We start from the raw sequence: 14201 nt of genomic DNA, 5'->3' as shown, positions 1-14201 counted from the left end.
AGCGATCTGCCCAATTCCCGCGGAGTCATCGCCTCTGTACCGTTGCCTGCATGACAGAAAAAGTGACGCAGACCACGCCTGCCCAGGTGCTCCTGAATTCGGACATGGGTGAAGGCTTCGGACTGCACGAGTTCGGAAACGACGTTGCGCTGATGGAGATCATCGACGTCGCCAACGTTGCCTGCGGCTACCACGCCGGGGACCCGGACGTCATGAACCGGACGGTGGCCCTCGCCGCTGAACACGGTGTGGCCGTGGGAGCCCATCCCGGGCTGCCCGATCCCATGGGTTTCGGCCGCCGCCGCATGGTCCTTGCCCCCGAGGAGGTTGAGTCGATCATCCTGTACCAGACGGGCGCCTTGACCGCCTTCCTGGCGAAGAACGGGCTGTCCCTCAACCACATCAAGCCGCACGGCGCCCTCTACGGCATGCTCGCCGGAGACGAAGACCTCATGCAGGCGGCCGCCGGGACGGCCAAACAGTTCGGCGTTCCGTTCTACGGCCTCGCCGGCACCGCCCATGAAACCGTGTGCCGTGCCATGGGAGTGGACTTCGTCGCCGAACTCTACGTGGACCTCAACTACGGCCCCGCCGGCGAGCTGCTGATCCAGCGCCGGCCCGCGCCCACGGACCCGGCCGCCGCTGCAGAACGCGTCAGCCGCGCGGTTGCAGGCGAGGCCGTGCCCGCCGTCGACGGCACTCCCCTGAACATCACGTTCCAGAGCATCTGCGTCCACTCCGATGCCCCCAACGCCGTCGCCGTCGCCTCCGCCGTGCGCGATGCCCTCAACTCAGCCCGATCCACCCACTCCTGAAAGCGAGCAGCACATGGCCACGATCGTTTCACCCCTTCCGGGAGTCTTCTACCGCAAGCCCGGCCCCGGCAAACCCCCCTTCGCCAATGAAGGCGACGCCATCGAAGTCGGGCAGACCATCGGCATCGTGGAAATCATGAAGCAGTTCACCGAGATCCAGTCCGACGTCGCCGGGACCCTTGAATCCTTTGAAGTCAACGAAGGCGACATGGTCAACCCGGGCGACTCCATCGTCGTCATCCGCGAAGGATAAAGGCAGCCCATGAAACTGTTCATCGCAAACCGTGGCGAGATCGCCGTACGGATCGCCAGGACCGCACGCGACATGGGCATCGAGACAGTCCTGGGGGTCAGCGAAGCCGACGTGGAATCACTGGCAGCCCGGACAGCCGACCACTACGTGGTGGTGGGCCCGGCCCCGGCGGCCGCAAGCTACCTGAATCAGGACGCCCTCATCGCTGCCGCCCGGGAGCAGGGGTGCGACGCCGTGCACCCCGGCTACGGGTTCCTCTCAGAGAATGCCGACTTCGCGCTGAAGGTGGCCGACGCCGGCCTGACCTGGGTGGGCCCGAACGCGGACACCATTGCCATGATGGGCAACAAGTCCCTGGCCCGGGAGTCGGCAGCCAAGGCAGGGGTCCCCGTACTCCGGGGGTCCGACGGCCCCCTGGACCCGGACGCGGACGCCGTGGAAATCGCGCGTGGGATCGGATATCCGCTGGTGGTGAAGGCTTCGGCCGGGGGCGGCGGCAGGGGTATCCGTTTCGTGCACGAGGAAAGCGAGCTCCTGGCAACCATCGAAATGGCCCGGGGCGAGGCGGGCTCCGTCTTCGGCGACGACACCGTCTACCTGGAACGGTTCGTGGAGCATGCCCGGCATGTGGAGGTGCAGGTCCTCGGTGACGGGACCAACTTCATCCACCTGGGTGACCGCGACTGTTCCATGCAGCGCCGTTCCCAGAAGGTCCTGGAGGAAGCCCCGGCCCCCGACCTTCCCGACGCCGTCCGCACCACCATCCGGGAGTCTTCCGTGGCTCTTGCCCGCGAATGCGGCTACCACGGAGCGGGAACAGTTGAGTTCCTTTACGACCCCGTCAACCACGAGGCGGCATTCATTGAGATGAACACGCGTATCCAGGTAGAGCACCCCATCACCGAGCAAATCACCGGCGTGGACCTGGTCCGAGAGCAGCTGCTGATTGCCTCCAGCGGGTCCATGTCCATCACCCAGGACGATGTGCACTTCAGCGGCCATGCCATCGAATGCCGCATCAACGCAGAAGACCCCAGCCACCACTTCTTCCCCAGCCCGGGAACCATCCGCTCGCTTGAGTGGCCAGCGGGTGCGGGAATACGGGTGGACGCGGGTGTTGAGGCAGGTTCGGTGGTGAGCCCGTACTACGACTCCCTCCTGGCCAAGCTGATCGTCCACGCCCCGGACCGGGACGCCGCCATAGCAGCAACCCTTGCGGCGCTCGAGGGAACGCACATTGAAGGGGTCAAGACCACCGTCCCCGTGCATAAGGCGCTGCTGGCACGGCCCGAATTCGCCGAAGCCAGTCACCACTCCAAGTTCATAGAAACCACAGCCGACCTGTTGGGGGCCAAATGACCACCGAAGCCGCCGTCCTCCCAGCTGCCCGCTACACCTGGGGCGGGGACGAATTCCTGTTCGTGGAAGTCTCCGAAGCCATGAGCCTGCCAGCGAACTTCAAGGTCATGTCCATTGCCGGCAAGCTCTCCGATGCCCGGCTGCCGGGAATCGTGGACATCTGCCCCGCCAACGCTTCCCTGCTGGTGCGGTTCGATCCGGACGTCCTGCCTCCGGAACAGCTGGAAACGGCCGTGCGCGACATCGAGCGCGATCTGATGAACCACCAGGAGCGGGCGCTTGAAACCCGGATCGTTGAAGTACCGGTCTGGTACGAGGACCCCTTCACCGCCGAAGTGGCGCAGCGGTTCCGCGAAGGCTTCCACCAGGAGCCTGAAGGCAGCGACATCGACTACGCCGCCAAGGTCAACCACCTCAAGGACGCCGCGGAGTTCATCCAGCGGCACCACGAACAGCCATGGCTGGTGTCCATGGTTGGGTTCGTGGCCGGGCTGCCGTTCCTGTTCCAGCTGGTAGACCGCGACAAGCAGCTGGAAGTCCCCAAGTACCTGAGCCCCCGGACCGATACCCCCAAACTGACCGTGGGGCACGGAGGATGCTTCGGCTGCATCTATTCCGTTCGCGGTGCCGGCGGGTACCAGATGTTCGGTGTGGCCGCCGCCCCCATCTTCGATCCCGATCAGGCGCTGGCGGACTTCAAGGATTTCATGGTGTTCTTCCGCCCCGGGGACATCGTGAAGTTTAAGCCGGTCACCGAGGCCGAATACAACGTCATCCAGGCCGAGATCGCTGCCGGCACCTTCCGATACCGGCAGGCGCCGGTAACCTTCGAGCTGTCCAGGGCCCTGGCCGACCCCGAAGGCTACAACCGTGAACTCATGGAGGCCCTCAATGGCATTTGAAATTGGAAACCCAGGCCTGGCCACCACGGTCCAGGACCAAGGTCGCACGGGCCACTACAACGTGGGTATCCCGCAAAGCGGTTCAATGGACCAGTACTCCGCTGAACTCGCAAATGCCCTGGTGGGAAACACGGCACGGGAAGCGGCCCTTGAATGCACCTACCTCGGCCCAGTGCTGACCACTGACAGCGATGCCGTCATCGCCGTCACGGGCGCCCCGGTGGAGCTGAAGGTCAACGGGGAGCCGCGGCCCCAGTGGAGCCGCCTGGTGCTGAAAGCCGGGGACCAGCTCTCCTTCGGCGTCATTCAGGGCGGCACTCGCTACTACATCGCAGTCCAGGGCGGCATCGATGTCCCGGAGGTGCTCGGCAGCCGGTCCACATACAGCCTGGGCGCGATCGGCGGGTTCAAGGGCCGAAAGCTCGAAGCCGGTGACGTCGTCCCCGTGGGCGCTCCCCTCAACGGCGGGAAACTCCCTAGGGCCGACACTGTACCGGAGGAGTTCCGGCCCGTATACGCCAAAGAGCAGGAAGTCCGGATCGTGCTGGGGTTGTACGACCACCGCCTCACCGAAGAAGGTTTGGGCAATCTCCTCAAAGAAGAATGGAAGGTAACCCCGGTGGCCGACCGGATGGGTCTGCGCTACTCCGGCCCCGGGGTGAAATGGAAAGAACGGGAACAGCCTTTCGGTGCCGGCTCGGACCCTTCCAACATCGTGGACGCAGGGTACGCCGTAGGATCCATCCAGATCCCGGGCGGAACCCAGCCGATCATCCTTCACCGCGATGCCGTCTCCGGCGGCGGCTACGCCATGGTAGGCACCGTCATCAGCGCCGACATGGACCTGGTGGCCAGGGCTGCCCCCGGTACGGCAACCCGCTTTGTCGCTGTCAGCATGGCTGAGGCACTGGATGCCCGCAGCGATCTTGCTGAACGCCGCAACAAGGCCTGGGAGGCACTCGGTTCACCCAGACGGTAGGGGTGATTGCACCTTCTGGCTGAGTGCAACCAGGGCAAACCGTCGACCTGACAGCTGAGGCAAAAGTGCGGCTGAATCCGGTACCGCAACGTTGCGCCATGCCCGTAGCTACGGAATATCAAACATCGGCTCTTGATATCACCCTGGGGAGCAGCCTGAAAAGGGGCTTCAGACTCGGTCAATGGGTTGCATTAATATTTGACCGTGGCCTTGCCCTCGAGGGCGAGCCGGGTGAAGACCCTGTTCCCGGTAAGTTGATTCGCGGTGGACGGGAGTCCGATGAGGCCGACACGCGGACCTCAGTTAGCCTCATCGAGAACCGCTGTCCTTCCTTCACCTGCGCATTCCATCGCTTTCAGTGCCTTCCCCGTGCCGGTTCCGCATCGAGGACAAGGGTGGGGAGGCGGGCAAACCAGCCCCGTATCCGGTCGGGAGCCAAGGGATTGCTCCAAAGGAATCCTTGGCCGTGGGGTACACCGAGCCGGCGCAGCTCGCTGAGCTGGTCACTGGTTTCGACCCCTTCTGCTATGACATCGAGTTTGAGGCTGCGGGCCATGCCCAGGACGAGTTCGATGATGGTTGCCCCATGGGGGCCTCTTCCGAGTTCTTCTATGAAAGTGCGGTCGATTTTCAGGGTCCGGGCGGAGAGCCATTTGAGATAGCTCAGGGACGAGTACCCGGTACCAAAGTCATCGATGGAGAGCCCGACCCCCAGCGCGTGGAGGCGCTTCAAGGTTTCCCTGGGCAGGTCAGGTTGGTCCATGAGGACCGTTTCGGTGATTTCCAGATGAACAGCGCCGGGCTCGATACCCGTGTCACCGATGGCTGCCTCCACAATGTCCGGAAAGTCCGGGGCTATGAGCTGGCGCCCGGAAATATTCACGGCCACAAAGATGCCTTCAGCACCGCTGACCGCTGCCCGCCAGTCCTGGACCTGCTGGAGGGCTTCCTGGAGTACCCAGGTACCGATGGGGATGATCAGGCCTGTTTCCTCCGCGATGGGAATGAACGTGTCGGGCATAACCAGCCCTTGTTCGCTGTGGTGCCAGCGCAGCAGCGCCTCAAACCCGACGGTAGTTCCCGTGCAGAGTTCAACGATTGGCTGGTACTCCAAAAAGAACTCGCGTTGTTCCAGGGCGTGGCGAAGATCCGACTCCAGGTTCAACCTCCCCGCCGCGCGCCCCGTCATCCTGGCGTCATAGACCGCTGATGAGTCGCCACCGGCGGATTTGGCCCTGTACATTGCGGAGTCCGCTCCCCGGAGCATGGACTCGGCGGTATCGCCTGGTCCTGCCAGCGCAATACCCACACTGACGTTGAGGAAAACCTGCCGGCCGTCCACCTCGAACGGCTTACGCGTGGACTGCCTGATCCGTTCGGCCAAGGTCCTGGCCCCGCGGAGCATCAGGTTCCGGCAGACGATGACGAATTCATCACCACCAAAGCGGCCCACCGTATCACCGCTACGGACAAACGACTTCAACCGCTCGCCGAGGAGCATAAGGATCTTGTCACCGGCTCCATGACCGATGCCGTCGTTGATCAGTTTGAACCGGTCAACGTCAACGAACATCACCACTGCGCGGGAATCCTGGTCCAGAAGTCCCTGAAGCACGTCGGTGATCACATACCTGTTCGGCAACCCGGTCAAGGCATCGTGGCGGGCCTGCCATTCCAGAACCTGCTCGCCATTCTTACGGTCGGTGATGTCCAGGACCGTGTCAAGGAAGCGCCCGGGCTTTCCGTCCGCGCTGTTCATCGCCCGGATCCGGGAATGCAACCACCGCTGCTGACCATCTGCTCTAAGGATCCGGTGTTCAAGATCCGCGAATCCTGTCCCTTGATTCAGGTCTCTCCATACCCGCAGGACACGCTCCCGGTCCTCCGTGTGCGTCAACTCGAGGAGAAGCTTCAGAGAGACAGGCCGCCCGTCCTCCAGGCCGACGATCCGGCCGAATTCCTCTGAATGCCAGGTCTCCCCCGTTTCGAGCGTGTATTCAACGCTTCCGACATGGGCCATCTCCTGGGCCGCCAGGAGCTTTTCACGTTCGAGGGCGGCTGCCGCCTTCAACCGTTGGATCTCAGTAATATCCCGGGCGATGGCAGATGCCCCGACCTGGTCCCCGTCAGGGCCGTAAACGGGCGAGATGGTCAATTCAACGTCTATCGCGGTCCCGTCCTTGCGCCGCCACCGCGTCTCCAAACCGGTGACAAACCTACCGCTCCTGATACTGGTTGCGACCTGATCGTCAAAATCCGTCGCAACGCTGGTCGTGAACAACCGGTGGCTCGAACCGACAGCCTCGGCAGCACCCCAGCCCAGCATCCGGACCGCCCCGGCATTCCAACTCGTAATCGTTCCCGTCATATCGGCACTGATGATCGCATCACCGGATGACTCCACCAGCGCTGAAAACCTCCGCAGGATGGCTTCGCTGTGCTTCCGGTCAGTAATGTCCTTCGAAATGGCGACGACCGACACGGGCACAGTATGCCTCCCGCGGATCGGGCTGACCGTTACATGGACCGGGAACACCCGCCCTGCCCGGTGGCGCGCCCAAAGTTCCCCCGCCCAATCTTGGCCGCCAGCCAGCCTTCGCATGATCTCAAGGCCCGTGTTCTCGCCCTGACCCTCGGTGCCTCCCATGATGCCCAACTCCTGGATCCTTGCGCCCAGGACGTGGAATGCACTGAACCCATAAAGCCGCTCGGACGCCCGGTTCCAGTACGTCACCCGCACGTCACTGTCCAAACCGATCACCGACTGCCCGATCTCATCGAGCAACAACGACTGCATCACCAAATCATCGCCATCATGGCTTTCAGCCATCGGACCCCTCCCCCGTGCACCAGAAATCTGCGAGGCACCACCTGCAGAACGCCTTCGTCCCCCTCGGCTTCCCACTAAGCCCACGACTCCGACAATGCCCCACGGCACCATCAGCACTGCTCCGGCGAAAACTCGGCCGCTTCATGCTGGCATGCATACCCGCAGGTCGTGCTGCCGAAACCTCACCGATGACTGGAAACGGTCAAGTCCCGCAATTGCTGCGTGCATAGCTGTAGTGGACAACAGCCGCTCAGTCATTCATCCCGGGCCGGGCGGCGGTGTTGTTATTTGTCCCACCCTCGATTTGACGAAAAGGAAGAGACGCCTCGAGCCGAAAAGTATCCGGACAAGGAAGAAATTTCCCCGTGACCGCTAGGTTGACGGAATCATAATTATCGGCCCTTATTTTAGTCGGGGGAGCGGCCCCGAAGGGGTTGCACTCCGCCGTCACTGGGGGCTTTTCCCTTGCTACCTGTGGCCCCGAACTTGGCGGCCAGTGCCCGGTTCACTGACAGTGGTGTTCCGAAATTCGTCCTTGCCCGTTATTACGGGATCAGCAGGGAGGCGGTGTCCCAGTACTTGCGCCAAGCCAAGCCGGTGTGGCCTCTCCCCTGCCGGTACCAACGGTATGCCGAGGCGGTCGGTTATCGTTCGTCCCGTCCGAAGTCGCTCTCGCCGCAGCCTCGCGCCGTTCTGGAAAGGTGATTTGCGGCGTTAGGGTTGCATCGTGACTATGAGCGAGCAACCGCCCGTCGCTCCAGTGCCTTCGTCGCGCGGAAAGATAGCGGAGCGCCTGCTGCCTGGGGGCACCGAGCCCGATCCGCGCTTCACCTTGGCTAATGAGCGCACGTTTCTTGCTTGGATCCGCACTGCCCTCGCCCTGTTGGCTGGGGGCATCGGCATCGAGGCGTTTACCTCAGACCTTTTCCTGGTGCTTGTCCGGAAGGGGCTGTCCGTCCTCTTGCTCCTGTTGGGGATGCTGCTTAGCGCCGGCGCTGCCGTGCGGTGGCTCAGGGTGGAGCGCAGCATGCGTAACAAGACACCCTTGCCGCTGCCCCTGATTGTTCCGCTGCTTGCTGGGGCGGCCGCACTGGTCGCAGCCGTCGTTTTGGTTTTTATCCTCTGGCATTGAACAGATGCCAGAAATTGTTCGGGGGCAGGGACGCATGGCGACGACGCTGGCCTGCAGGCGGAGCGGACCACACCCTCCTATGGCAACCCGAAGCTTAGTACCGGGGTGCTCGAACCGGGAAAGCAATCTGAACACCCGGCGTACCTGGTGCAAAGCCGCATGGGGCAGGAATGCCAAGAACACTGCCATCCTGTTCAGTCCGCGGGCCATTTTGTGAGACCAGCGCATAGGGTTTCGGGCAAGCGCTGAACTAGCAGTGCTTTCCTGCTCTTTGCAGAAGACGACTCCTGTCTAGGCCGAACGTGTCCTCCTTAGAGCATTTAGATCCTCGGGGCATAAGCTGACTCTGAAAATAATGAAGGCCCCCGAAGTATCTTACGGAGCCGGCTGTCCAGTCCCGTACGAAGCCCGTACGTGAAAATGCTTTCAAGGAGTTTGTGTTGACCGACGGCGTTGAGCGACTGGCTTCCTCCTGCTGCGTTCCTTGCGGACGGGATCGGACAACGACCCGGGCGGAAGCCCCGATAACGATCACTACAGGTGACGCGACCAGGCCTCTGCACGATGACGTGCTCCTGCCCGCGGCGACTTTTGAAATGGGGGACGCGTTCGGGGAAGGCTATCCGGTCAACGGGGAAACGCCAGTGCACCCGGTCACGGTCAACGCCTTCCGCATCGATACTACCGCGGTCACAAACCGGATGTTCAACGCATTTGTCACGGCCACGGGGTACCGCACGGAGGCCGAACTATATGGCACCTCCGCTGTTTTTCACCTTTTGCTCGAAGCACCCGCGAAAGATGTGGTCGGGGAGGCCGATGGGGCCCCCTGGTGGCTCAACGTCCGCGGTGCTGACTGGCGCCACCCCCAAGGAATGGACTCGGACTGGTCAGCCATCCCGGACCACCCTGTGGTGCAGGTCTCGCACAATGACGTTCACGCCTACTGCGCGTGGGCAGGCCGAAGGCTTCCCACGGAAGCGGAATGGGAGTACGCAGCGCGGGGAGGGCTCGCCAGCAAGCGTTATGCCTGGGGCGATGAGCTCCTTGGACCCCAAGGCGAGCACCTCTGCAACATCTGGCAGGGGGAATTCCCGCAGTTCAACTCGGAGGACGACGGTTTCCTGGGGACGGCTCCGGTCAGAAGCTTCCCTCCAAACGGTTTCGGCCTGTATGAAGTCGCCGGGAATGTTTGGGAGTGGTGCTCCGACTGGTACCTGCCGCGCTATTACCGGAACTCCCCGGCCGAGAACCCGCAAGGCCCGACGATAGGGGCCGGCCGGGTGATGCGCGGAGGGTCCTACCTCTGCCACGAGTCATACTGCAACCGGTACCGGGTCGCGGCGCGCACCTCCAACACCCCCGAGTCCTCCAGTGGGAACACGGGCTTCCGGACCGTAGGTCTTTAGGATCCGCCGGCAGGGGCAAAAGGCATTCGAGGCAACGTCGGCGCGGTGGTACCGCTTGCGCGCCGCACGGTCCTGTTAGGCGTAAGGGCTGGCGCGGGACTAGTCTGCTTAGGTGAAACGCGTGACGCTCCAGGATGTCGCTGAACATGCAGGTGTCTCCCGTGCGGCTGCCTCGATGGTTGTCCGCGGGACGGGGCGGCTGAGTGACGGGACGCGGAAGCGTGTCCGTCAGTCGATGGAGACTTTGGGATACGTCTACCATCGGGGTGCCGCGACGCTGCGGACGAATCGCAGTGGTCTCCTCGGGCTGGTCCTGACGGATATATCGAACCCCTTTTTCTCTTCCATGGCCCTGGGCTTTGAAGAAGTCGCTGCCGCCGCCGGGTTCATGACGATGGTGACCAGTACCTACGATGAAGCCGACCGCCAGGATCGGGTCGTCCAGACGATGCGGGAATACCCGGTGGACGGACTGGCCTACGCTCCATCGCTCGGCAGCATCGCCCCGTCCATGTCGGTCCCTACTTTGGCAATCACCCGCCGGTCACAAGATGGCTCCCCGAGCCTGAGGCTGGAAGAAGTCAAGGGCGGATTCCTCGCCGCCGACCACATGGCTACCGTGCACGGTGCGCGGAAGTTCGTCTATCTAGGTGGGCCTGAAGGAGCTGTTCCAGGGGAAGAGCGGGTAGAAGGTGTAAAGCAAGCACTGTCCGGGTTCGCCGGTGCGCAACTTGTCGGAGTTCTGCGCGGGAAAACCAGTGCGCAAGGTGGGATAGAGCTCGCTGACCGTCTGCTGTCCACTAACCTTTCCTTTGATGCGGTCCTGTGCCACAGCGACGTGATCGCCTATGCACTCCTGCACGCACTCCGGACTGAACAGCCAGGGCGGGATCCGGTCGGAGTTATTGGCTTCGACGGTCTCCCCGAGTCGGCACTGTTCAACCCTGCCGTCACCTCGGTCGCGGTGGGTCCTGAGGAGATGGGCCGGCGCGCAGCGCAATGGCTTCTGGATGCCCTCGACGGAAACGTTCAGTCACCTCTAGCTCCCATGGAGCCCCATCTCGAGGTTAGAGGCTCTTGCGGCTGCGCCGAAACGGAAACCCTTGACGTGATAGGTAGGTCACAGTTAACCTCTAAGCAGAGGTAGATCGATCCACCTATCTCTGCTAGATGCCCGGCAGATACGAACGTCTCTAGCCACCAATCGCGCCCCCGCGCCCCTCTCCTTCGGGAAGGGAAAAGAGCGTGATCGTGCGTTGGTAGATCGATATAGCACGAGCAGATTGGAAGGATGAGCATGGAAGCTCCTATCCCTACCAGCAGGGCCACAAGGTGACGGCGGCCGTTGGGACAGCGGTGGCAGCTCCCCCGCCGGTCAGGAGCAGCAAGTCGGGTCCGCGCGGCGGGCCCGGCTGGGCGGCTATTGCCTTGGCTCCATTTGTGCTGTTCTGTCTGGCCGTCGGGGCATACCCGTTCGCGCGGGTGCTCCAGATGGCGTTGACGGAAGTAGGCATCACCGGCACCGGATTCCACTTCACCTGGACTGGCCTGTCCAACCTGCAGACGGTCCTGGCGGACGCCGCGGCCTGGCAGGCACTGGGCAACACGGTCGTTTTCATTATTGGAAGTGTTGCAGGCAGCCTGATCGCAGGCCTGGGCGCCGCCCTGTTGGTCGATCGGGCGGTCATGCTCCTGCCGCTGGCGCGGAATGTGATGATCTGGCCGGCGGTCATCGCTCCCGTGGTGGTCAGCTTGATATGGCTGCTCATCCTCAGCCCCACGGCAGGAGGCTGGAACAAAGTCCTCGCAACTCTCGGGCTGCCGGAGCAGAACTGGCTGAACACCGGCCTCGGAGCGATGACAAGCGTTATCGTCGTGGACATCTGGCACTGGTCCCCGGTCGTCTTCCTGTTCATCTACACCGCGCTCAAAGGCATCGGGGACGAAATCCTCGAGGCTGCCCGAGTGGACGGCGCATCAGAAGGAGCAATCCTTCGCCGGATCGTCCTTCCCCTGCTGCTGCCGGCTATCGGGACCGTGGCCCTGGTGCGCGTGGTCATGGGAGTGAAAGTCTTCGACGAAATGTACCTGCTGACCTCCGGAGGTCCGAACGGGGCAACAACGATGGTGTCGCAACGAATCCAGCTCTGGTTCTTCCAGGATCTGCAGTACGGCAATGCTGCCGCTTTCAGTTTTGTCGTTATCGCCCTGACCGTCGCACTGCTGGTGGTCGCGGTGCTGGCCCGACGGGTGAGGCGGGCGGCATGAGCGGGAATACGTCGACGCGTCGCAGCAACCCGGCCGTCGAAATCGCCCTCGTCATCATCATGCTGATTGTCATCATCCCGATCCTCTGGGCACTCCTGCTGGCGTTCCTGCCAAACCGCGCCATCACCAGCCGCAGCTGGGACTTCCCGTTCTGGATGGGAAACTTCCGCGCGATCTTCGCCGACGGCGCCTTCACAGCCCAGCTGATTAACAGCGCCGGACTGGTCATCGGGACGGTGGTCCTGTGCCTGGTCATTGGAGCCCTCAGCGGATATGCGCTGGCGAAACTGTCCCCACCGCGGTGGCTGACGCTGCCGGCCCTGGTGTTGGCCGGTATCATCCCGCTAATCCCGCCGGCAACCCTCGTGCCTGGCCTGTATGTTTTGCTGAACAACATCGGCCTGCTGGGCACGGTGCCCGGGCTGATCATTGTCAACACTCTGTTCAATCTTCCGTTTGCTGTGCTGTTGATGAGTTCGTATTTCGCCGCTCTGCCTGACGAGCTGCGCGAATCTGCGCTCATGGACGGGGCACATGAACTGCGCGCGTTCTGGCTGGTGATGCTCCCGCTGGTACGCCCGGGCTTGGCCGCGACCGGCGTCTTCGTCGGAATCATGGCCTGGAACGAGTTCCTCATGGGCTTGACCCTTACCTCCGGTGGTGTCACAGCCCCCGTGACTGTCGGCATAGCCGGTTTCCTCCAGCAGTACGCGGTCACCTGGGGCGAACTGGCCGCCGCCGGATCCGTTGCCGCAGTTCCGATGATCCTGCTCGCGATCTTCGCCAACCGGCAGATCGTTTCCGGGCTCACGGCCGGGGCCGTCAAGGGCTGACCCCTTTCCTTACCACCACCGATATCAAAGGAGATAACGAATGCGCGCACTCCCACAACCCCGTACAAAACTGGCCCGCGCCGCCGCGGCTGGCCTTGCAATCGCGACGGCAACCTTGGGCTTGGCAGCCTGCGATTCCGGTGCCCAGGCACCCCCAGGAGCGGCCAAGGGCGTGACCCTTGTCGTGCCAACAAGCCAGGCACCTTGGAATCCGGCGTACGCGAAGCTCGTCGCTGAGTACCAGAAGGAGACCGGCAACAAGGTAGAGCTTCGTAACTTCCCCAATCCCGATGTGAAGACCCAAGAGGTCAACGACATCCAGAGCCAGAAGCACACGTTCGACGTTTTTCAGATCAACGAGCAGGACCTTCCCCAGTTCAACGTCAACGGGTGGGTGCAGCCGTTCAACGACGTTGATCCCAGTTACAAGCCGGACACCCAGATCTACAGCTACAGCAACGTGGCCAAGTGGGAGGCATCCAAGAAGGTCTTTGACGCCAGCGGCAAGATTACCAACATGCCGTTGCTGGGCAACGTTGACATTTTCGTGTACCGCAAAGACGTCTACGAAAAGCTGGGTCTGAACGTTCCCAAGACCTGGGACGAAATCATCTCCAACGGCAAGAAAATACAGGAAGCCCAGGCCGCGAAGTACGGGGGCGTCTTCCGTACCCAGGGGGTAGCCGGCACCTATGCAGCCTCCTTCGAATTCCAGGCGTTGCTCAACGGCGCCGGAGGTGCCTGGTTCAAGAACCAGGGCACTGACTGGACGCCGACGGCCAACACCAGTTCCGGTGTCCAGGCCGCGACCTGGTTGCGGGAACTTGCACAGCTCGGGCCCTCGGCTACCACCACCATGGGCCAGGCCCAGGCGATCGCGGAACTTCAGAATGGGGACGCTGCCCAAAGTTACCTCGTGGCCGCCGCTGCCGCTCAGCTTGAGGACCCGGCCAATTCCTCCGTGGCGGGCAAAATCGGCTACGCACCGCTGCCGCCGACGCCGTCAGGGAAGGCATCTTCCGCTACAGGTCTCTGGTCCCTCGCCATACCTGCCGGCCTTCCAAGTGACAGGGCAAAAGCGGCTCTGAACTTCATCACTTGGATGACGTCCCAGAAGGCCCAGACCATGTTCGCCAAGGAGGGCGGCATCCCCGTCCGCAGCGATTCCTACGAACCATCCGACATTCCGCAGGCCCAGCAGGACGCTTTGAAGGCCATGAAGCAAACGGCCGAGAATCTGCCGGACACACCCACCTCGCTTCGGTATGCCTTCTCCACTGACATGCTCAACGCCACCGAACCCGCGCTTCAGAACATCGCCGCCGGGAGCACCCCGCCGAAGGACGGAATGGATCAGATCCAGAGCGCACTGCAGTCCATCATCTCCAAGGCCGGACTTCCCACGGGCTGACCTTCCCACG

12 protein-coding genes are annotated in these 14201 nt (G+C 62.7%); 11 read left to right on the top strand and 1 reads right to left on the bottom strand.

The window, feature by feature from the left end; all coding sequences use genetic code 11:
• The first annotated feature begins 50 nt into the window (after positions 1-50).
• The 5 genes from pxpA to J7I84_RS17090 are packed head-to-tail and all read left to right on the top strand — an operon-like array spanning position 51 to position 4308.
• Positions 51-815, top strand: coding sequence for a 5-oxoprolinase subunit PxpA (pxpA, locus tag J7I84_RS17110; RefSeq protein ID WP_214945748.1), 765 nt, complete (start codon positions 51-53; stop codon positions 813-815).
• A 13-nt stretch (positions 816-828) separates the two neighbouring features.
• The gene (locus J7I84_RS17105; protein WP_214945747.1) at positions 829-1068 is read left to right on the top strand and encodes an acetyl-CoA carboxylase; all 240 of its coding nucleotides are present in this window, start codon (positions 829-831) and stop codon (positions 1066-1068) included.
• A 9-nt stretch (positions 1069-1077) separates the two neighbouring features.
• Positions 1078-2427 carry an acetyl/propionyl/methylcrotonyl-CoA carboxylase subunit alpha gene (locus tag J7I84_RS17100; RefSeq protein WP_214945746.1) on the top strand — a complete coding sequence of 450 codons (1350 nt, stop codon included), beginning with the start codon at positions 1078-1080 and terminating at the stop codon, positions 2425-2427.
• A complete protein-coding gene (locus J7I84_RS17095) occupies positions 2424-3329 on the top strand; it encodes an allophanate hydrolase subunit 1 (protein WP_214945745.1) in 906 nt (301 codons plus the stop codon). The genes J7I84_RS17100 and J7I84_RS17095 overlap by 4 nt, the downstream gene beginning before the upstream one ends.
• The gene (locus tag J7I84_RS17090) at positions 3319-4308 is read left to right on the top strand and encodes a biotin-dependent carboxyltransferase family protein (RefSeq protein WP_214945744.1); all 990 of its coding nucleotides are present in this window, start codon (positions 3319-3321) and stop codon (positions 4306-4308) included. Before J7I84_RS17095 ends, J7I84_RS17090 begins: the two co-directional genes overlap by 11 nt.
• 355 nt (positions 4309-4663) lie before the next feature.
• Here the strand turns inward: J7I84_RS17090 and J7I84_RS17085 are convergent, their stop codons facing one another.
• Positions 4664-7138: a GGDEF domain-containing phosphodiesterase gene (locus J7I84_RS17085; protein ID WP_214945743.1), complete on the bottom strand. Its 2475-nt coding sequence runs from the start codon at positions 7136-7138 to the stop codon at positions 4664-4666.
• A 733-nt stretch (positions 7139-7871) separates the two neighbouring features.
• On the opposite strand from J7I84_RS17085, the gene J7I84_RS17080 reads away from it, so the two are divergent.
• The 6 genes from J7I84_RS17080 to J7I84_RS17055 all read left to right on the top strand — a co-directional run bounded on the left by J7I84_RS17080 (position 7872) and on the right by J7I84_RS17055 (position 14191).
• Positions 7872-8270, top strand: coding sequence for a YidH family protein (locus J7I84_RS17080; RefSeq protein WP_214945742.1), 399 nt, complete (start codon positions 7872-7874; stop codon positions 8268-8270).
• A gap of 530 nt (positions 8271-8800) precedes the next feature.
• A complete protein-coding gene (locus tag J7I84_RS17075) occupies positions 8801-9679 on the top strand; it encodes a formylglycine-generating enzyme family protein (RefSeq protein WP_311381160.1) in 879 nt (292 codons plus the stop codon).
• 121 nt (positions 9680-9800) lie between these two features.
• Positions 9801-10826 (top strand): LacI family DNA-binding transcriptional regulator, encoded by a 1026-nt coding sequence (locus J7I84_RS17070; RefSeq protein ID WP_214945740.1) that lies wholly within the window; start codon positions 9801-9803, stop codon positions 10824-10826.
• 293 nt (positions 10827-11119) lie between these two features.
• Entirely contained in the window at positions 11120-11947 is an 828-nt protein-coding gene (locus J7I84_RS17065; protein ID WP_214945739.1) for a carbohydrate ABC transporter permease, read from the top strand.
• Positions 11944-12780 (top strand): carbohydrate ABC transporter permease, encoded by an 837-nt coding sequence (locus tag J7I84_RS17060; protein WP_214945738.1) that lies wholly within the window; start codon positions 11944-11946, stop codon positions 12778-12780. The genes J7I84_RS17065 and J7I84_RS17060 overlap by 4 nt, the downstream gene beginning before the upstream one ends.
• A 40-nt stretch (positions 12781-12820) precedes the next feature.
• Positions 12821-14191 carry an ABC transporter substrate-binding protein gene (locus tag J7I84_RS17055; RefSeq protein ID WP_214945737.1) on the top strand — a complete coding sequence of 457 codons (1371 nt, stop codon included), beginning with the start codon at positions 12821-12823 and terminating at the stop codon, positions 14189-14191.
• Positions 14192-14201: the final 10 nt, after the last annotated feature.

It is taken from the genome of Arthrobacter sp. ISL-85 (assembly GCF_018613675.1).
Lineage (GTDB): Bacteria > Actinomycetota > Actinomycetes > Actinomycetales > Micrococcaceae > Arthrobacter.
Note: the sequence above shows the minus strand (reverse complement) of the source record. Positions and strands in the feature narration are given on the sequence as shown.